This is a genomic window from Neptuniibacter sp. CAU 1671 (assembly GCF_029222905.1).
In the GTDB taxonomy this organism is placed as follows: Bacteria; Pseudomonadota; Gammaproteobacteria; order Pseudomonadales; family Balneatricaceae; genus Neptuniibacter.
The window spans coordinates 146,459-165,244 of record NZ_JARHUE010000003.1; the positions used below are offsets into that span (position 1 = coordinate 146,459).

The 18,786-nt window shown below is 52.7% G+C and carries 21 protein-coding genes; 11 read left to right on the forward strand and 10 right to left on the reverse strand.

Annotation, left to right across the window (positions count from 1 at the left end):
- Positions 1-15 precede the first annotated feature (15 nt).
- The gene (locus P2G53_RS06670; protein WP_275815531.1) at positions 16-552 is read left to right on the forward strand and encodes a metalloendopeptidase; all 537 of its coding nucleotides are present in this window, start codon (positions 16-18) and stop codon (positions 550-552) included.
- Here P2G53_RS06670 and lnt read toward each other — a convergent pair.
- From lnt to miaB, 5 genes are read right to left on the reverse strand one after another with little or no spacing between them, the layout of a single operon-like run.
- Positions 518-2,002 carry an apolipoprotein N-acyltransferase gene (gene lnt, locus P2G53_RS06675; protein ID WP_275815533.1) on the reverse strand — a complete coding sequence of 495 codons (1,485 nt, stop codon included), beginning with the start codon at positions 2,000-2,002 and terminating at the stop codon, positions 518-520. The two genes, P2G53_RS06670 and lnt, sit on opposite strands and share 35 nt — an antisense overlap.
- Positions 2,003-2,009: 7 nt before the next feature.
- On the reverse strand, positions 2,010-2,846 hold the full coding sequence (locus P2G53_RS06680) for a transporter associated domain-containing protein (RefSeq protein WP_275815535.1): 837 nt from the start codon (positions 2,844-2,846) through the stop codon (positions 2,010-2,012).
- Between the two features lie 30 nt (positions 2,847-2,876).
- Positions 2,877-3,329 (reverse strand): rRNA maturation RNase YbeY, encoded by a 453-nt coding sequence (gene ybeY, locus P2G53_RS06685; RefSeq protein ID WP_275815537.1) that lies wholly within the window; start codon positions 3,327-3,329, stop codon positions 2,877-2,879.
- On the reverse strand, positions 3,326-4,306 hold the full coding sequence (locus tag P2G53_RS06690; protein ID WP_275815539.1) for a PhoH family protein: 981 nt from the start codon (positions 4,304-4,306) through the stop codon (positions 3,326-3,328). Before P2G53_RS06690 ends, ybeY begins: the two co-directional genes overlap by 4 nt.
- A 3-nt stretch (positions 4,307-4,309) precedes the next feature.
- Positions 4,310-5,674, reverse strand: coding sequence for a tRNA (N6-isopentenyl adenosine(37)-C2)-methylthiotransferase MiaB (gene miaB / locus P2G53_RS06695; RefSeq protein WP_275815541.1), 1,365 nt, complete (start codon positions 5,672-5,674; stop codon positions 4,310-4,312).
- A gap of 225 nt (positions 5,675-5,899) precedes the next feature.
- On the opposite strand from miaB, the gene P2G53_RS06700 reads away from it, so the two are divergent.
- Positions 5,900-6,223, forward strand: coding sequence for a DUF1820 family protein (locus P2G53_RS06700; protein ID WP_275815543.1), 324 nt, complete (start codon positions 5,900-5,902; stop codon positions 6,221-6,223).
- Here P2G53_RS06700 and P2G53_RS06705 read toward each other — a convergent pair.
- Positions 6,220-7,311, reverse strand: a complete 1,092-nt coding sequence (locus P2G53_RS06705; protein ID WP_275815544.1) for a hypothetical protein — start codon at positions 7,309-7,311, stop codon at positions 6,220-6,222. The two genes, P2G53_RS06700 and P2G53_RS06705, sit on opposite strands and share 4 nt — an antisense overlap.
- Positions 7,312-7,582: 271 nt before the next feature.
- On the opposite strand from P2G53_RS06705, the gene P2G53_RS06710 reads away from it, so the two are divergent.
- Entirely contained in the window at positions 7,583-8,020 is a 438-nt protein-coding gene (locus P2G53_RS06710; protein ID WP_275815546.1) for a hypothetical protein, read from the forward strand.
- 75 nt (positions 8,021-8,095) lie between these two features.
- A complete protein-coding gene (locus tag P2G53_RS06715) occupies positions 8,096-8,605 on the forward strand; it encodes a hypothetical protein (protein ID WP_275815548.1) in 510 nt (169 codons plus the stop codon).
- Positions 8,606-8,619: 14 nt separating this feature from the next.
- Here P2G53_RS06715 and epmB read toward each other — a convergent pair whose 3' ends face one another.
- On the reverse strand, positions 8,620-9,636 hold the full coding sequence (gene epmB / locus P2G53_RS06720; RefSeq protein ID WP_275815550.1) for an EF-P beta-lysylation protein EpmB: 1,017 nt from the start codon (positions 9,634-9,636) through the stop codon (positions 8,620-8,622).
- Between the two features lie 128 nt (positions 9,637-9,764).
- On the opposite strand from epmB, the gene efp reads away from it, so the two are divergent.
- The 3 genes from efp (at position 9,765) to P2G53_RS06735 (ending at position 11,847) form a co-directional block, all read left to right on the forward strand.
- Positions 9,765-10,328: an elongation factor P gene (efp, locus tag P2G53_RS06725; protein WP_275815552.1), complete on the forward strand. Its 564-nt coding sequence runs from the start codon at positions 9,765-9,767 to the stop codon at positions 10,326-10,328.
- 61 nt (positions 10,329-10,389) lie between these two features.
- Complete coding sequence (gene epmA, locus P2G53_RS06730) at positions 10,390-11,355, forward strand: EF-P lysine aminoacylase EpmA (protein WP_275815554.1); 966 nt, start codon at positions 10,390-10,392, stop codon at positions 11,353-11,355.
- A gap of 111 nt (positions 11,356-11,466) precedes the next feature.
- Entirely contained in the window at positions 11,467-11,847 is a 381-nt protein-coding gene (locus P2G53_RS06735) for a hypothetical protein (RefSeq protein WP_275815556.1), read from the forward strand.
- 3 nt (positions 11,848-11,850) lie between these two features.
- On the opposite strand, the gene P2G53_RS06740 is transcribed toward P2G53_RS06735, so the two are convergent.
- Entirely contained in the window at positions 11,851-13,002 is a 1,152-nt protein-coding gene (locus P2G53_RS06740) for a PatB family C-S lyase (RefSeq protein WP_275815558.1), read from the reverse strand.
- 298 nt (positions 13,003-13,300) lie between these two features.
- Here P2G53_RS06740 and P2G53_RS06745 point away from each other — a divergent pair, with 298 nt between their 5' ends.
- The 4 genes from P2G53_RS06745 to P2G53_RS06760 all read left to right on the forward strand — a co-directional run bounded on the left by P2G53_RS06745 (position 13,301) and on the right by P2G53_RS06760 (position 16,867).
- Positions 13,301-14,842 (forward strand): 2-isopropylmalate synthase, encoded by a 1,542-nt coding sequence (locus P2G53_RS06745; RefSeq protein WP_275815560.1) that lies wholly within the window; start codon positions 13,301-13,303, stop codon positions 14,840-14,842.
- 12 nt (positions 14,843-14,854) lie between these two features.
- The gene (locus P2G53_RS06750) at positions 14,855-15,667 is read left to right on the forward strand and encodes a hypothetical protein (RefSeq protein ID WP_275815562.1); all 813 of its coding nucleotides are present in this window, start codon (positions 14,855-14,857) and stop codon (positions 15,665-15,667) included.
- Positions 15,660-16,115: a ribosomal protein S18-alanine N-acetyltransferase gene (rimI, locus tag P2G53_RS06755; RefSeq protein ID WP_275815564.1), complete on the forward strand. Its 456-nt coding sequence runs from the start codon at positions 15,660-15,662 to the stop codon at positions 16,113-16,115. Before P2G53_RS06750 ends, rimI begins: the two co-directional genes overlap by 8 nt.
- A gap of 83 nt (positions 16,116-16,198) precedes the next feature.
- Positions 16,199-16,867, forward strand: a complete 669-nt coding sequence (locus P2G53_RS06760; RefSeq protein WP_275815565.1) for an energy-coupling factor ABC transporter permease — start codon at positions 16,199-16,201, stop codon at positions 16,865-16,867.
- A 2-nt stretch (positions 16,868-16,869) separates the two neighbouring features.
- Here P2G53_RS06760 and P2G53_RS06765 read toward each other — a convergent pair whose 3' ends face one another.
- Together P2G53_RS06765 and P2G53_RS06770 are read right to left on the reverse strand one after the other, a co-directional pair.
- Entirely contained in the window at positions 16,870-17,400 is a 531-nt protein-coding gene (locus P2G53_RS06765) for a response regulator transcription factor (protein ID WP_275815566.1), read from the reverse strand.
- Complete coding sequence (locus P2G53_RS06770; RefSeq protein ID WP_275815567.1) at positions 17,393-18,646, reverse strand: ATP-binding protein; 1,254 nt, start codon at positions 18,644-18,646, stop codon at positions 17,393-17,395. The genes P2G53_RS06765 and P2G53_RS06770 overlap by 8 nt, the downstream gene beginning before the upstream one ends.
- Positions 18,647-18,786 lie beyond the last annotated feature (140 nt).

Sequence of the window (18,786 nt, forward strand, 5' to 3'; positions counted from 1 at the left end):
CACGCGGAGGCGATTATGGACGATAAAACAAGCAAAAAAAGCCCACTGTCAGCTAAAGACTATGACCGTGTCCTGAAACGTCTGAGTCAGCGACTGGAGCAGGCCGAGGTGAACTCCTGGGACCGGCTGCAGCAACAGATCAAAGAAGCCGCAGAGCTGGAGCTGGCTGCGGAGGAGATGACCAAAGATGAGCTTTCTCTGCTCTCAGTCTATCTGCAGCGTGACCTAAAGGCTTTGGGCTTCTTTGCCCATGAAACCGGTCGCGGTGTGGCGGCCTGGCTTAAATTTGATCTGGATGCGCTTGAGGACACGCTGGCCGGGGTGCTGGTTAAAGTGGCGGATCAGACCCGGGTGGCGTATGAGGAACTGCGTGAGCGGATTGGTCATGCTGATGAGCAATATATGGCAGGCGAGCTGGCCACTGCGGGCACACTGGCCTGCATGGAGTGTGGTGCGACTGTCACGCTGACTAAAACCGCTAAGCTGGAGCCTTGTGCTGAGTGTGGCTGCCGGTTTTTTAGCCGGGTGTCTGACGACGCCGCAGGCGATTAAGGCGTCCTGTTGAGCCCAGCAGCAGCAATATCATAAGGCTCAACACAAGCCAGTCACCTAATCGTTGGTAGGGCGTCAGGCCTGTGGTGGCGGTAACCCGACCTGACAGCACGCCAGTCTCAAACTGGGGTAACCGAGCAGTGACCTTCCCCTGCGGGTTGATCAGTGCGGTGATGCCATTATTGGTGCCGCGTATCAGCCAGCGGCCATTTTCCAGTGCTCTGGCCCGCGCGATCTGCAGATGCTGAGCCGGTGCAATCGAATCGCCAAACCAGGTGTCGTTGGATACGGTCAGCATGATATCGGCATTACGACTCATCTCTCTGACTAATCCGGGGTAAGCAATTTCGTAACAGATGGCTGCGCTCAGGGAGAAGCCATGTGCCTTGAGCAAAGACTGAGGCGCTTTGGGCAGTGAGAAACTCGACATGGGCAGGTTAAAAAAGGCGACCAGTCCACGCAGCCAGTCCTCCAGCGGCAGATATTCGCCAAAGGGTACCAGACGTTGTTTGTGGTAGACCCCGCTGCTGCCGGTCAGCAGCACCAGACTGTTATGCACCCGGTAGCCTTTAGGTCTGTCAGAATCTCTGGCCAGGGTAGGCATGCCACTTAACAGCGTAGTCCCCTGTTGGTCCAGCTGATCCAGCAGGGGTGCCAGCGTATCCACGGTTTGATTAAAAAACGCGGGAACAGCCGTTTCCGGCCAGACAATCAGTTGCTGACTGGCATGCGGTCTGGTCAGGTTCATATACCGCTGCAGAATCCAGCTGCGGTTTTCCGGTACCCACTTATCGTTTTGCGGAATATTGGGTTGCACCAGAGCCACTGACAGCTCGCGCGGCGCCTGTGTAGTCCACTGAGTAGGAAGCAATAGACTCACCCATGGCAGCGCAGCCAGTAACAACCAGAGTGGCTGGCGTTGTTGTAGCGTCTGGATAAGTCCTGCGCTGATCAGCAGAACTGCGAAACTACCCAGCCAGATCCCCCCGATGGGTAGCCAGTTTGCCAGCGGCGTGTCGAGGGTTGCATAACCCAGATAGAGCCAGGGAAAGCCGGTAAACAGCCAGCTTCTGGCCCATTCAAACAGTAGCCAGCAGCCCATAAAGCCGGTGATCGGCAAACCGGCGTAAAACCAGCGACGCCAGATATAAGCCTGCAGGGCAAACAGCAGGGCGAGCACGGTGACAAACAGGGCGGTCAGTAGCAGTGCTATTGGCAGCGGAGTGGCGCTGTGTTCGTGAATGCTGACAAACACCCAGGAGCTGCCTGTGCCAAACAGGGCACAGCCAAACAGCCAGCCCAGCAGAGCTGCACGACTGGGTGAGCAGTCGCGCACGGCAAAATAGAGACAGGCGGGTGCCAGAAATACCAGTGGAACCCAATTAAAAGGGGCAAGCGCCAGGGTGATGAAGGTGCCGCCCAGCAGGCTTAACAAGAGGCGAAGCGGCATGGCATCATCAGTTACTACGGCTGACCTGTAACAGGCGGATACGACGGTTGTCGGCAGAGAGGACTTTAATTACAAAGCCTTCTATTTCGACGCTCTCGTCTTTTTTGGGTAAACGGCCAAACTGTTGAGTCACCAGACCGCCAATCGTGTCGAACTGGTCATCGGGCAGGCTGGTATCAAAGTAATCGTTAAAATCCTCGATGGGTGTCAGGGCTTTAACGATATAGGCGTTTTCCTGGAACGGCTTGATCTGACCGTCATCATCGTCGTCATCGTGTTCATCTTCGATCTCGCCGACAATCTGCTCCAGCACGTCTTCGATGGTGATCAGGCCGGAGATACAGCCATATTCATCCATCACCACGGCCATATGGTTGCGGGTTACGCGAAACTCTTTCAGCAGCACGTTGAGACGTTTGGATTCAGGGATAAAAGTGGCAGGGCGCAGTTTGCTTTGCAGGTCAAACTGCTCCGGGTCACCTTCAAGAATCATCGGCAACAGGTCTTTTGCCAGCAAAATACCCATGACTTCATCTGGATTCTCGCCGATCACCGGAAAACGTGAGTGTGCACTGGAGATAATGACCGGCAAAAATTCGCGGGGGGTCTGGCGGGCATCCACCACCACCATCTGAGAGCGCGGAATCATCACGTCCCGCACCTGCATGTCGGAAACCTGCATGGCGCCCTCGATGATGGTGAGGGCTTCGGTATCAAGAAGGTTGTCGTCACTGGCCTGACGCAGGTCAGTCAGCAGGTCTTCTCGGCTTCGGGGTTCATCGGAAAACGCTTGTGTCAGTCGGCTCAGCCAGCTGCGGGTTTGTCCCGATCGGTCGTCGCTCATGCGGGTTTTTGTGTCCTCTCTGTTACTGCATCATTCGCTGTAAGGGTCAGCGATATTCAAGCCGGCGAGAATCTGGCGCTCCAGCGCTTCCATCTCTTCAGCTTCGTTATCATTTATATGGTCGAAACCGAGCAGATGCAAGCATCCGTGGATGACCATGTGAGCCCAGTGATCCTGAGCCTGTTTGCCCTGTTCGGCGGCTTCTTCAGCCACGACATCAGCGCAGATCACCAGATCACCCAGAATATCCAGTGGTACACCTTCAGGCACTTCAAAAGGGAAAGACAGGACATTGGTGGGTTTATCTTTCTGCCGGTAGGTGCTGTTCAGCATCTGGCTTTCTGCTTTATCCACCACGCGGATGCAGACTTCGCCCTGTTCATGACGTCCTTTCAGCGCAGCACTGACCCAGCCTTCAAACGCTTCGGGCGTGGGCAGACCGGTTGCTTCAACTTGGTATTGCACCTCAATATTGGCGCTCATGAGGGGTTTTGCTCCTGCTTTTCATACCGGTCATAGGCGCGAACAATGTGCTGAACCAAGGGATGGCGCACCACGTCTTTGGCGGTGAAATGGGTAAAACCGATGCCTTCGACATCCCGCAAGACTTCGGTGGCATGCACCAGACCAGAGCGGGTGCCTTTGGGCAGGTCGATCTGCGTTACATCTCCGGTAATCACGGCGGTTGAGCCAAAGCCGATACGGGTCAGGAACATTTTCATCTGTTCACGGGTGGTGTTCTGACTTTCATCCAGAATCACAAACGCGTTGTTCAGGGTGCGGCCGCGCATATAGGCCAGTGGCGCAACCTCAATGATATTGCGTTCTATCAGTTTGCCTACGCGCTCAAAACCGAGCATTTCATACAGCGCGTCATAGAGCGGGCGCAGGTAAGGGTCAACTTTCTGGCTCAGATCGCCTGGAAGAAAGCCGAGTTTTTCACCGGCTTCAACGGCCGGACGTACCAGCAGAATGCGTGCAATCTCTTCCTGCTCCAGTGCATCCACCGCACAGGCCACCGCCAGATAGGTTTTGCCGGTACCGGCGGGACCGATGCCAAAATTGATGTCGTGCTGGCGAATGGAGCGTACATAACCGATCTGGTTATCACCACGCGGACGAATCAGGGACTTTTTCGTGCGAATGGTGACATCATCCGAGCCGGTTTTGTCAGTAGGAGGTGCCTCGATACCGCTTTGCTGCAACAGCAAGTGGATCTGTTGCGGGCTTATGTTGCTGCCTTCAAGGATCTGCTGATAGAGCTTGTCCAGCAGTGATTTGCCCGCATTGATGCGGGACTGTTCACCGAGTAACTGAAAATCATGGCCATGGTTACGGATTTCGATGCCCAGGCGTTGTTCGATCAGTTTGAGATATTCGTTAAAGGGCCCGCACAGCAGGGCGAGACACCGGCTGTCGTCCGGTGTCAGGGTCAGTTGGATAGAGTGAAGATGGCTCAAGTATTATCCGGCCTTACGTTCAAAGTGGCTGTCCAGTTCTGAACTGATCAGTTCGCCCAGCAGCGAGTTAGCGTAGGCTTCAACGATTTTGACATCGGCAAAGTGACCAATCAGTTCTGCATTATCGCAGCGGAAGTTTACAACACGATTATTTTCGGTCCGGCCGGACAACTGGCCCGGATCCTTTTTCGAGTAACCATTTACCAGAATCCGCTGGGTGCTGCCTACCATGCGACGGCTGATCTGCGCCGCCTGCTGAATAATGCGGGTCTGCAGGACCTGCAGGCGCTGTTTTTTGGTTTCTTCATCGATGTTGTCTGGCAGGTCTGCGGCCGGTGTGCCGGGACGACGGCTATAGATGAAGCTGTAACTGTTATCGAAACCGATCTCCTGGATCAGGTTCATGGTCGCTTCAAAATCGGCATCGCTCTCATTCGGGAAACCGACAATAAAATCAGAAGAGATGCAGATGTCCGGGCGTACCTGGCGCAGTTTGCGAATACGTGATTTGTATTCCAGCGCGGTATGGCCGCGTTTCATCGCCATCAGGATACGGTCAGAACCGCTCTGCACCGGCAGGTGCAGGAAATTTACCAATTCCGGAACCTCGGCATAGGCTTCAATCAGACTGTCGCTGAACTCGACCGGGTGGCTGGTGGTGAAACGAATCCGGTCAATCCCTTCAATGGCAGCCACAGCGCGGATCAGTTCGGCTAGATCAGCCGTATCGCCATCATGGGTGGCACCGCAATAAGCGTTCACGTTCTGGCCCAGCAGATGGATTTCGCGTACGCCCTGTTCTGCCAGTTCGACACATTCGGTGATCACGTCATCGATTGGGCGACTGACTTCCTCACCCCGGGTGTAGGGGACAACGCAGAAAGTGCAGTATTTGGAACAGCCTTCCATCACCGATACAAAGGCCTCGGCACCTTCAACACGCGGCGCGGGCAGGTGGTCAAACTTTTCGATTTCAGGGAAGGAAACATCGACAATGCCGACGCCGCCGGAGCTGCTTTCATTGATCATCTCTGGCAGGCGGTGCAGGGTCTGCGGACCGAAAATCATGTCTACGTAGGGCGCCCGTTCCAGAATGTTGGCCCCTTCCTGACTGGCTACACAGCCGCCGACACCGATTTTCAGATCAGGTCTGGATTCTTTCAGCTTGCGCCAGCGACCCAGCTGGTGGAATACCTTCTCCTGCGCTTTTTCACGGATAGAACAGGTGTTAAGCAGCAGAACATCCGCCTCATTAGCGTTGTCAGTCAGTTCCAGCTGATGACTTTCTCCGAGCAGATCTGCCATGCGGGCGGAATCATACTCATTCATCTGACAGCCGTGGGTTTTGATGAACAGCTTCTTGGCCATTGTAATCCTGTGGGTCTTGGGTCAATCATAGCCCTGCGGTTGTCCACAGGGAAAAACGAACCGCAAATTATACTTAAGCGGCCAGTTAATGAACAGCGCAATCGGCGCCGGTTTGAAGCCCGTTTTCAGCGGATTTATGCCTGCAGTCCGGCTTGAAATTCGTCTCAGTGGCGCCATATTCATGGCTCGATTATCTATTTCAGTTTCAGGAGTTTTTCTGCAGTTATGGCTAAGGAGAATCGACTCTATCGCATCCTGTTTGTGAATCAGGATCAGGTCTATGAACTCTACGCAAAACACGTCTATCAGAGCGACCTGTGGGGGTTTCTGGAAGTGGAAGAGTTTGTCTTTGGCAGTCGGTCTGATCTGCTGGTCGATCCGGGTGAAGAGAAACTCAAAAATCAGTTTGCCGGTGTGAAACGCTCCTACATTCCCGCCCATGCAGTGATTCGCATTGATCAGGTAGAAAAAGAGGGTATTGCCAAAATCAGTGAGGCCAAAGGCAGTATCAGTGCGTTTCCCATGATGCCGCCTAAACGTAAAGATTAAACTACCAGATCAACCTGTTGCAGGGTGCCCAGCTGTCCATTTTCAGTCAGATAGATGCCTGTTGACGCGATGCGCCCTGCCAGCGTTGCTGTTTGCTCTCCACCACCCAGGTCCCACGGTGTGGCTGAGTATCCCAGATACAAAGCGCCAACCCCGTTTTCAGCAAGCGTGCCAAGCTGGCCAGTGGTTTGATCCGGTTGAATCCAGATGCGCAGTTTTTGCCAGATTGCGTCAGCCTCATCGATAAAGCCATTATTATCCTGATCGTAAACGGCCAGGTCGGCAAAGCCGTTGCCGCTTTCTACACCAAACAACTCACTGCCGTTGTCTACTCTGCCATTGTTATTTCGGTCCAGCACCAGATAACCACTGCCTTCAGCAAGACGATGTATCGTTTCTTGCTGACCATCACTGTCTAGATCAAATGAGAGGGTATCCGTCGTAAGTTCAGCGGAGGGCACATGAAGGTTTATGATCAGCGGATCTTTCAGCGCGGCTCCGGCACGAAGCTCAAACTGAACAGTTTCAGCAAAGTGTCTTTCCATGTTGAGTTGCAGATCGAGGTTAAGTGTTCTGCCATCCGACGTGATCACCTGAGCGGTGGCATTAAAGTTGAGTTGGTCGGTTTGCTCCCGGGTCTTTCTATAGCTGTAGAACAGTCCGGTGCTGGCAGAGGGTGTATTAGGTGATGTTGGATGCTCGTTTTGTCCTGGATGATAGGCCGTCAGGGAAAACGACATCTCCTTACCTGTCAGGCGGTGGTAGATCCGTTGAATCAGCTCGATTTTGAGTTTTTCTTCGGCGCTTAACTCTACGCTATCGGACGCTGCCTGCGTGTTTTCTACCGCCAGGTGACTGGCTGCAGCAGGGGGGCGTGTGGTATTAGCAGCCTGTTGTCTACCGGTATATAGCTCCAGCGAGAGTGCCTGCTGTCTTAGAAGGCTAACTGATTCGGTGTTTTCGGTTTGACTGACTTGAGTGGTTCTTTCAGCTCCAGATCTGGTGATTTGCAGGGTTTCTTCCGTGCGGACGCGCACAGATTGTGAGGTATTTGCGGAGAGCTGGATCTGAGACTGCGCGATTTTCATGCCTGTTTACCGGCTGGGTGTAGACATGATGTGTCGGCTTTATGACTGGAAACTGTAGTTCAAAAAATATACTGAAATCTGTAAGGCAATAAAGTTTCTCAATAGGACAGGTATTGCTCGCGATATAGATAAAATTTTAATAAATATATTTATTTATCGTTTTTGATCTGTTTATATGGTGCAGATCCGGCAACGGCGCTGGTTGTTATGACAGACGATGTGTTTGTTCAGAAACAAAAAAGTGTCCAACAACCGATCAGAAATCTTTGCTATGAAGCTTACAGTTCTCTTAGTTCCCCTGACACTGCTGGTGTTTTTATTTCAGGGTATGACTGAGCCTAGCGTAAGGGCTCAGCAGAATGAGTCATTTACACTGGTCTACCCGCCCGTCTTGCATGCCACAACCACCTGCGCAAAGGGGTTAATCACTATTGAGCGGATCACTCCGGTTGCAGATCAGCCCCACTACACAGCCTCTTATCTGGCCTTTCATCAAAACGATCAGCGTTTCCTGCAGGTCGAAGGTGTGCACCTGATTTACCTGAGTCAGGCACCCTATGAGGTTTCATCCGCTACGGTGGTGGTCCCGGATGAAGACCTTAAAGCCACTTTTCAGCGCCTAGAGCTCGCCAGTTGCGTTTTGGAAGATGTCTATCTTTCCGAATTACAGCTGAGTCACTCTGAGGCCCTTGAGCACAGTATGCGTTGATTCAGTTCAAACTACCGCATGCCTGAAAGCACGGCATCTCTCTTAGTCGATAACAATAAAACCCGGATAATCAGCATGAAATATTTGACCTTTTTTTGTGTATGTTTTTTGGCAGCATTACTGGTTTTGGACAGGACGACCGAAGATGTCAAAGAGGTTACGGCCCGGTTAACCAATGATATGAGTGCTGAGACCGCAATTGATGCGGTTGAAAAAGCGCTTGATTCAGGCGCTGATCCGAGTGAGGTATTACCTGCAACAGGCGCAGGCCAGACGTCGAGTGGTTGTTCCAAGGGGCAGGTAACAATTGAGCGTGTCGGCGGCCGCGAACTGGAAGGAAATTACACGGCTCAGTATGTTGCCTATGAGCGTAAAGGAACGCGTTTTATTCGCATGACAGGTAAGCATCAGGTGTATCTTAAAAAGTCACCTTTTCAGTTTGTTACGGCAGAGATTTTGGTTCCCGACACGAAACTCGAACAAAGTTTCGACAGCGTAATGACAGAGCGTTGCCTTGAGGAAAATCTGCATCTGACTCGACTAATACTCTCAGGTAGTCACGATTTGAATGCGTCTATACACTGAAAGGTAACGGTCTATTACGTTGTTGAAAGTATGAGCGTCTTTGAGGGTTCACCCGCAATCTCTTTAGCCAGCCGTGGCACCAGATAACCGGGCAGCGTGGCTTGTAACTGACCTAGTAGTTGCTGTGCTTCGTGTTCAGCCACTTCAAAGTGGGCTGCACCGGCGACCCGATCCAGTGTAAACAGGTAATAGGGCAGCACACCAAGTTCAAAAACCCGTTCGCACAGTTTAACCAGTGCCTCTAACGAATCATTTACCCCTTTGAGTAAGACTGCCTGGTTAAGCAGGGTAATCTGCTGATCTCTCAATAATTGCAGCGCAGCAGCGACCTCGGTATCAAGCTCGTTGGCATGGTTAGCGTGAATCACCATCACGGTGTTTAGACGGCTGTCTCTGAGACGGCGACAAAACGTATCGGTGATTCGCTGCGGAATCATAATCGGCAGTCGGCTATGGATACGTAAGCGTTTCAGGTGTGGGATCTTCTCAAGATCATCCAGCAGTCGGAAAAACCGGCTGTCCGGTGTTGCCAGCGGATCGCCACCGGAGAAAATCACCTCGTGGATGGTGTTGTCGGCGCGGATATATTCCAGAATCTGTTGCCACTGCTCGGGTCCAAGGCGGTTATCCTGATAGGGGAAGTGGCGCCGGAAACAATATCGACAGTTAATGGCGCAGGCACCGGTGAGTACCAGCAGAACACGGCCTTTGTATTTATGAATCAGTCCGGGAACCGGATTGGCCGCCTTTTCACCCAATGGGTCCTGACTGAAGCCCGAGACTGTTTCCAGTTCCGCGCCCAGTGGCAGTATCTGCTGCAACAGTGGATCCTGCAGATTGCCGGGTTCAATACGTGACAGAAATGGCTGCGGCACCCGCAGGGGAAACAGTTTGCAGGCCTCAACCGCCGCTGGCAGCAGATCCGGCGACAGTTGCAGCTGATGCAGCAGTTCAGCCGGATCTTCAACGCATTGACTGAGAATGTCCTGCCAGGAGGGGAGGCTCTCAGTGGCAACGAGTGAGATTGGCATCTGCATGAATCTTTGCGAAAGGGTGGCTAAAAGTTGCTCGCATTCTGCTTTTAAGTAGAATGTCTGTCAATTTTCCGGTGGTGGCTTTTATCGGCCTCATCTTATCTACTCAAAGTACCGAGAATATTATGGCAAGCGTTTCTACCAACCAGTTCAAAAATGGCATGAAAGTCATGATCGATGGCGACCCCTGTTCTATGGTCGACGTTGAGTTTGTAAAGCCGGGTAAAGGTCAGGCATTCACCCGCGTTAAATTGCGTAACCTGCTTAGCGGCCGGATTTGGGAACGTACCTTCAAGTCTGGCGACAGTGTTGATACCGCCGACGTGATGGATACCGATATGGAATACTCCTACTATGACGGTGAGCTGTGGTACTTCATGGACCCTAACACCTTTGAACAGGTCGGTGCTGATGCCAGCGCTGTAGGTGACTCTAAACAGTGGCTGAAAGAGCAGGACCGTGTCACGATCACTCTGTTTAACGGCAATCCGATCTCGGTGACGCCTGCTAACTTTGTAGAGCTGACAGTGGTAGAAACGGATCCGGGTGTCAAAGGTGATACTGCTCAGGGCGGTTCCAAACCTGCTACCCTGGCCACAGGTGCCGTTGTGCGCGTACCGCTGTTTATCAATGAAGGCGATGTGCTGAAAATTGATACCCGCACCGGCGAGTACGTTTCCCGCGCCTGATTTTGCGTATCAAGATCTGACGGCAGCTTCGGCTGCCGTTTTTTGTTTTTGGAGATAACCAATGAGTTCGTGGCAACCCAGTGCCTCAGTTGAAATGTTGCAGCAACGTGCCGCGATACTGGCCCGGATCAGGGCTTTTTTCGCGCAGCGGCAGGTGCTTGAAGTTGAGACACCCGTTATGTCGCACTGCGCGGTCAGTGACCCTCATATCGACAGTATCTCCGTGAACTATCAGGTCGCAGGGGACAGTGCGCAGACGTTGTATCTGCAAACATCCCCAGAGTATGCGATGAAACGTTTGCTGGCCGCGGGCAGTGGTTCTATCTATCAGATGGGCAAAGCGTTTCGCAACGGGGAGTGTGGACGTCGGCACAATCCTGAATTCACCATGCTGGAGTGGTATCGGGTTGGTTTCACTGATACAGAACTGATGGATGAGGTTGAAGCCCTGGTGGTTCCAATACTGGGCATCGAGCGTATTGAACGCCAATCCTACGTTGAGATTTTTCAGCAGTATCTGAACGTAGACCCCACGGTAATGTCGGCTGATGCTCTGAAAAAGCTGGCAGCAGAATATATTGATATAGATCTGGATGATCCTGATCCGGTGACCTGGCTGGACCTGCTGTTCAGCCATGTGATCGAACCGCAGCTTAAAACCCGGGATGCAGTGTTTGTAACAGATTATCCCGCGGCACAGGCGGCATTGGCGCGGCTGAAAGCAGGGAAACATGGCCAGACAGTGGCGGCACGGTTTGAGCTTTTTGTCCGGGGGATGGAGCTGGCCAATGGCTACCATGAGCTGACGGATGCAGAGGAACAGGCCCTCCGTTTTGAGGCCGATCAGGCCTATCGTGCGGTGCATGGGTTACCGCAAAGGCCGCTGGATATGCGTGTTGTAGACGCGCTAGAGAACGGTTTGCCGGATTGTTCCGGTGTTGCACTGGGGGTTGACCGTCTGGTGTTACTGGCGCTGGGTGCAGAAACCCTGCCAGAGGTACTTTCTTTTGATTTCAACCGGGCGTAAACAGATCTGAAACTGGGGAGACAGTAGCCGCAAAACCATCTACGCTTTTTGGGTGGAGGTGTGACTTTCGTCTAAGATGACTGAAGGTTAAACACCGCAGGAGGTGGTTGGATGGCAGAACTGGATCAACTGAAGCAGCAAACCTGTTTTTGTCTGCAGCTGATGGCCCCGGAGCTGGGGGATGCATCGCCGCTGGTGGAAGAGTGTTTTACAGATGCGCAGAAGTATTTTCGTAACAACTTTATCCTGCAGTTTCGCCCCGAAGCCTGGGCAAAAATTACCCTGACCTATTACAAACATTTTCTTGATACCGGCTGTGATGTCACCGTCGCTGAGATCGTCGCGGTGGTGGTGCGTGATGCCATTGGCACCAATCGGATGGATTTTCTGACGCTGAATCTGGCGCAGCAGAAAAGGCTGCAAACCCCGCAACGGCATGAAGAAACCCCAAGCCGGGATAAGGATTGCCCGCTCTCTCTAGTGAAAAAGTAGTTCTCAGGCGGGCAATTCATTCATGAGCGCAACGCGTATACGCCGAACCGCCTCTTCCAGAACAGTTCTCGGGCAGCCAAAATTCAGGCGCATAAACTGATTGTCGCCAAAATCACGCCCCGGCGACATACCAACCCCGGCCTGTTCAAAAAAGTGCGCCGGATTACTCAGTTTGGCAGCTGATACATCAATCCAGGCCAGGTAGGTCGCTTCAATGGGCAGCAGTTTCAGTCCCGGAATCTGGTTGATCTCCCGGATCAGGTAATCACGGTTACCCCTAAGGTAGGCTAGCTGTTGTTGATTCCAGGCGTCGCCATCCTGATAAGCTGCGATCGCTGCGGTATATCCCAGCAGATTCACGTCAGGCACAATGCCTTTACGGGCATTGATAAACTGCTGCCGCAAGCGGGCATCAGGCACGATGGCAAATGAGCAGGCCAGGCCAGCGATGTTGTAGGTTTTGCTGGGAGCCATCAGCGTGATGGTGCGGGCAGCAATCTCCGGACTCAGACTGGCCAGTGGAATATGCTGTAGCCCCTGCTCCAGAATCAGGTCGCAGTGGACTTCGTCTGAGCAGACGTAGAGATCATGTTTGAGGATTATCTCGGCCAGTGCTTCAAGTTCTTCCCGGCGGTACACCGTGCCGCCCGGATTATGCGGGTTACAGAATAACAGTAAGCGGCTCTTATCGGTCAGTTGTGATTCAAGCTGTTGCGGCGTAAGCCTCCAGCGCTCTCCATCAAGCTGCATCGGTACCTTCACGACCTGTCGGTCAGAGAGGCGCGGAGCCGACATAAAAGGCGGATAGATCGGTGTAGCGGTGAGCACCTGATCCTGTGTTTCGCCAACAGCGCGACAGGCGACATTCAGGCCGCAGACCAGCCCCGGCAGCCATACCAGCCAGTCAGACTCTATCTGCCAGTCGTAGAGCGACTGCATGCGTTCAACGACCAGCTGATTCAGTTCCGGCGGTGTAATGGTGTAGCCGAAGACACCGTGATCGATCCGGTCATGTAGCGCCTTGATGACTGCAGGTGGGGCGATGAAGTCGGTATCGGCCACCCACATCGGCAGAATATCGGTGTTGGAATACTTCTCCCATTTCTGACTGGAGGTACCCCTGCGGTCGATCTGAAGGTCAAACAGCTTTTCCATAGGATTTTGAATCAATTTCAACAATATGAGTGATAGAAAACATTGTAGATAGCCAGACTTGCAAAAGGCTATTCTGTCATTATAGTGATCACCAACTTTGCTACGGTCGACGGTCTTTGGCATCCGGACGGTTTGAACAATCATCACGCTTGGTGGGCTAACCCACGCCTGCGTCCTATTCAGCCTGCCTGTTTCGCTATTTTTTATTCTCTGTCCTGGCTGGCCGTAGTTTGTAATGCCCTTCAGGTGCGCTGATACTCAAGGTAACAGGTTCGCACCTTAAATTGGAGCCATGCCGATGAGCACAAATAACCGTGTAATTATTTTTGATACCACCCTGCGAGACGGTGAGCAGAGTCCCGGTGCATCCATGACCCGGGATGAAAAACTGCGCATTGCCAAGCAGCTTGAGAAGATGCGGGTGGATGTTATCGAAGCCGGTTTTGCCATCGCCAGCCCCGGTGACTTTGAATCGGTTAAAACCATTGCCGAAGCGGTAAAGGATAGTACCGTGTGTTCGCTTTCGCGGGCACTGGATGCAGACATTGATCGTGCCGGTGAAGCACTGCGTAATGCGGCGAGCGGTCGCATTCACACCTTTATTGCCACCTCGCCGATTCATATGAAGTACAAGTTGCAGATGAACCCGGATCAGGTGGTTGAGCAGGCCGTGCATGCGGTTAAACGGGCGCGTAACCTGATTGATGATGTTGAGTTTTCGCTGGAAGATGCCAGCCGCTCTGAGCTGGATTTTATGTGTCGCATCATTGAACAGGTGATTGCGGCGGGTGCCCGTACCATCAATATTCCGGATACCGTCGGTTATGCCGTGCCCGGTGAGTTTGCGCACACCATTGGACAGCTGATAAGCCGTGTCCCCAATGCCGATAAAGCGATCTTTTCAGTGCACTGTCACAACGACCTGGGTCTGGCGGTCGCCAACTCTCTGGCGGCGGTGGGTGCCGGTGCGCGTCAGGTTGAATGTACCGTTAATGGCCTGGGTGAGCGTGCGGGCAATGCCTCACTGGAAGAGATTGTAATGGCGATCCGCACCCGTAAGGACAGTCTGGGTGTCGAAACCAATATTGATACTACCCAGATCGTACCGGCATCTCGTCTGGTCTCTACCGTTACGGGTTTCCCGGTGCAGCCGAATAAAGCGATTGTGGGTGCAAATGCGTTTGCCCATGAGTCCGGCATCCATCAGGACGGTGTGCTTAAACACCGTGAAACCTATGAGATCATGACGGCACAGGATGTGGGCTGGAATACCAACCGCATGGTGTTGGGCAAGTTGTCGGGCCGTGCTGCCTTCCGTACGCGTCTTGAAGAACTGGGCACCACCTTTGCCAGTGATGCGGAACTGAACAGTGCGTTTTCCCGCTTCAAAGAGCTGGCTGACAAGAAACACGAAATTTTTGATGAAGACCTGATTGCGCTGGTCAGTGACACCCGCGCTACCGCCAGCAGTGAAAAGTTCAAACTCAGCAGTATGGCTGTGACGTCGCAGACCGGAGAAACGCCACTGGCAAAAGTAGTGCTGAGGGTTGATGATCAGGAGCAGCAGGCAGAAGCACTGGGCAGTGGCCCGGTCGATGCGGCGTTCAAAGCGATCGAAACCATTGCGCATTCCGGCGCTAACCTGCAGATCTATTCGGTGAATGCTGTCACTCAGGGTACGGACTCGCAGGGTGAAGTTACTGTACGTCTGGAAAAAGGTGGCCGTATTGTGAACGGTCTTGGCGCTGATACTGATATCATCATTGCTTCAGCCAAGGCTTATATTCATGCTCTGAATATGCTGGATGCGAATATCCAGAAAGCCCACCCTCAGGTCTGACGGAGTCTATACGTGCAGCAGCAGCTCAGACATCAGTATCTAGAAGCCATGGGTATCACCAGCTGGCTTCCACGCTGTGAGCTGCCCGGCGCTGCGCCTTCAGCAGACTGGGTTAAAGATTTTCGCTATCCGGGGCCTGATATTCCGTTTACCTCTGCTGCGCCTTCGCAGCAACCGGCTCAGCCGAAAACGTCAGCGCCTGATCAGGCCGGTGCCAAAGCAGCACTGGCCGCGCTGGGGGCTGCGGTTGAGTCGCCGACGGCTCAGCACAAATCAACACCGGAACCTGAAGCGGCTGACCCGGTAATCGAGGCCGAAACCACTAACCCAGACACTGCCACCGATATAACACCCACCTTCAAGCTGGCCTTTTTCCGGGTGGGTGAGTGCCTGGTGGTGGATAGCCTGCCGCCTCAGGGCAGTGTGTTTTCTGCAACCTATCAGCATCTGGCGACCGCCATTGTTGCCAGTCTGGGCCTCAAAGGGCCGGTATCTGAGCCTGATCTGATGCCCTGGCCAATGTTTGCCAGTAAAACGCTGGATCAACGCTGGCCTGAAGCCGCTAAAAGCGTTGCCTACAAACTACAAAAAGAGCTCTGCTCACCCACCCGGGCTGTGCTGCTCTGCGGCGAGGCTGCGGCGCAAATGGTGCTGCAGCGTCATGAATCCCTGGAGTCTTTGCAGGGCATTGCGTTCACATTGCCAACTGGTGCTAAGAGTGTCTGTGGCATGAGTCTGTCTGAGCTGATGCATATCCCCGGCGCTAAAAAAGCCTTCTGGCAACACCTTCAGCCCCTGCGTCAGGCGCTGATTGCGCATGGCTGACATTAGGCCACTGCAACTCTCCGACCTGCCTGAACTACACCGACAGGAACAGCGCTGCTTTCCTCAGGAAGCCTGGTCAGAATCTTTGCTGCGTTTGCAGTTGAGTGACATGAACCGTTGTAGTTTTGGTTTTTTTTCTGAAGATTTAAGCGCATTCGCCTGTTTCTCTAAAGTGCTGGATGAAGCTGAGTTATTGCAGGTGGGAGTCACTCCTGTACTGCGTAATCAGGGGATCGCTAAAACACTGTTATTGGAATGCTTCAATCAGTTACGAAGCCAACAGGTAACTCGGGTGATGCTGGAAGTAAGGGCGGGCAATAAGGCCGCGCTCGCCTTGTATCACTCCCTGGGCTTTGTCATCGATGGTCTTCGTAAGAACTATTATCCGGCCACTGAATCGCATGCGATTGAGGATGCGGTCCTGATGAGTCTGGTGCTGGATAAATGACTGCAGTTTGCGCTGGATCAGTCCGAATGGGTGGTGAGGGCGTATAAGATGATCAGCTTTGAAACAGTTGAGTATCCGTTGACATGAGTTTTTCCAGTGACCTTTTCAGTACCGCCTGGATCTGGATCAGTGGCCTGATCTACGGTTTGATTTTGTTTGCAGCAATATGGCGTGCGCCCTGGCCGGTTATTGCCGGTAACAGGACACTGCAGCATATGCTGTTTGGTGCCACCGTCGTGCTGATGATTCTTTGGAGCATGCGCGCCGGCATCTCACCCGGTTTAGGTATTCATTTTATGGGCGTTACCCTGCTGACCTTGGTCTTTGGCTGGGATCTGGCCATTCTATCGGCCACGGCTGCTCTGATTGGGATGGCTGTTATCGGGCGGGAGAGCTGGGAGGGTTTATTCCTGAATGGATTATGCTCTGTAGCATTGCCGGTGAGCGTGAGTTGGCTGGTCTACCATCTGGTCGATCGCTACCTGCCGAAAAACTTTTTTATCTATTTGTTTGTTTGCGGTTTTTTTGGCGCGGCCGTGGCTGTTGCCTCAGCGGGTGTGTTTACCAGTTTCCTGCTGGTGGTTTCCGGGGTCTACACGCTGGATAAAATCGTGATGGAATATCTGCGTTACCTGCCACTCATTATGTTCCCGGAAGGGCTGTTAAACGGCATTATCCTGACCGGGCTGCTGGTGTTTCATCCGGACTGGATTCGTACCTTTAATGCCAAAATCTACATTGATGATCAGTGATTTCAACGTCTGACCGGCTTCTTCGCCAGTTTGCGTTGCAGGGTCCGACGGTGCATGCCCAGTGCGCGGGCCGTGGCTGAAATATTGCCCTCATGCTCATTGAGCACTTTCTGAATATGTTCCCACTCCAGACGGTTCACTGACATCGGTTGTTCAGTCACCTCAATGGAGGCATCGGGTTCGTCCTGCTCCATGGCCGCCAGTATCTGATCGGCATTGGCGGGTTTTGGCAGGTATTGTGTGGCTCCAAGTTTGATTGCTTCAACGGCTGTGGCGATGCTGGCATAGCCGGTCAACATCACAATTCGCATCTCAGGGTTGGTCTGACGCAGATGAGGAATCAGATTCAGACCTGATTCTCCCTCCATTTTCAGATCCACTGTCGCCATGTCGGGTACAAAGTCCGCAAGCAGTTTGAGCGCACTTTCGTTACTTCTGGCAACCTCGACCGTGAAACCCCGTCGGGTCATCGCTCTGGAAAGCACCCGGGTAAACGCAGGGTCATCATCTACTATCAGGAAACGTTCAGTCATCAGTTTGTACCGGCAAGGTGACTTCGGTGAGGGTGCCTCCGTCGGGATGATTATACAGACGTACATCGCCATCATAACGGGCCAGGGTGGTTGCGGTTAAGAATAATCCAATGCCCAAACCCTTGCCTTTGGTTGTGACAAAGGGTTTGCCCAGATGCTGGCTTTGCTCAAGGCTGATGCCGGGACCCTGATCATGAATCTGCAGAATGCAATGCTGATCAGTCCAGTCGAGCGTAATCCTGATGCCTTCTGGATTGGCATCTGTGGCGTTATTCAGGAGGTTCAGCAGAGACTGTTTCAGAGAGATGGTTGAACATAACTCAGGCGTGGGGGCATGACCCAGAACCTGATAACTCATCGCCTGGAGTTCCGGGCGTTGTACCTGCCACTGTTCCAGTACTTCATCCATCAGTTTTGTTGCCGGAAGCCAGAGCTGGTTTGCGCTCTCCTGTTGCACGCTCTGTGCTAATTGCCGCAGGCGTTCACCACAAAGAACACTTTGTTGCTTCAGTAGCTGCAGATCCTCAATCAGCTCTGGCTGATCAGCATAGTCATGCTCCATCTCTTCCAGTAAAACCGTCATGGTGTTTAATGGCGTACCCAGCTCATGCGCAGTGCCCGCGGCCATGGTGGCTAGTGAGAGCAACTGCTGATCCTGGATGCGACGTTCCCGCTCAATTTCCAGTTGTTGCTGTTGGGCCTGCATGGCATGGCGCATACGCACGATAAAGTAAGTTACCACCAGCACCGTCAGCAGAAAATTTAACCACATGCCAAATACATGGATATCAAACAGTTGCAGGACCCGCTGATGGTGTTTGTCGCTGAAGATAATCAGCGGCTGGTAATGCGACAGCAGCAGGCTATAGATCAGTACCACAGAAACGGATACCACCCAGACATACCCCCTGGAGAGGGTGGCGGCGGCGATGATCAGTGGAATCAGTAACAGGAATATAAACGGATTGGTCGCTCCGCCCATCTGATAGAGCACAGCAGCATAGAGCAGCATTTCAGCCAGCAACTGAGAAAAAAACTCAGGCTCGGTGACCGGCCAGGGTGAATGCAACCGGCTGTAAGTCATCAGGTTGAGTAATGTCAGAAACAGAAAGGATAACCCGATCAGCCAGACATTAAGATCAGCCTGAAGCCCATAGATTGCAAAAATCACAGTCATGCCCAGACCAAACAGAATCACGGTCCGGATATAGGTCAGCTGAAGCAGTGTGTCACGATGATTGGCCATGCGGCGATTATATCCAAAAAAGGCGATGAACCCCTGAGACAAATTGCCGCACAGGTTTGTAGGAATATCTCTTAATTTAAGACTGTCTACTAAAATTTAATTAATTTTGTATTCAGGTTATCTATACTGCGGGTTGCTGA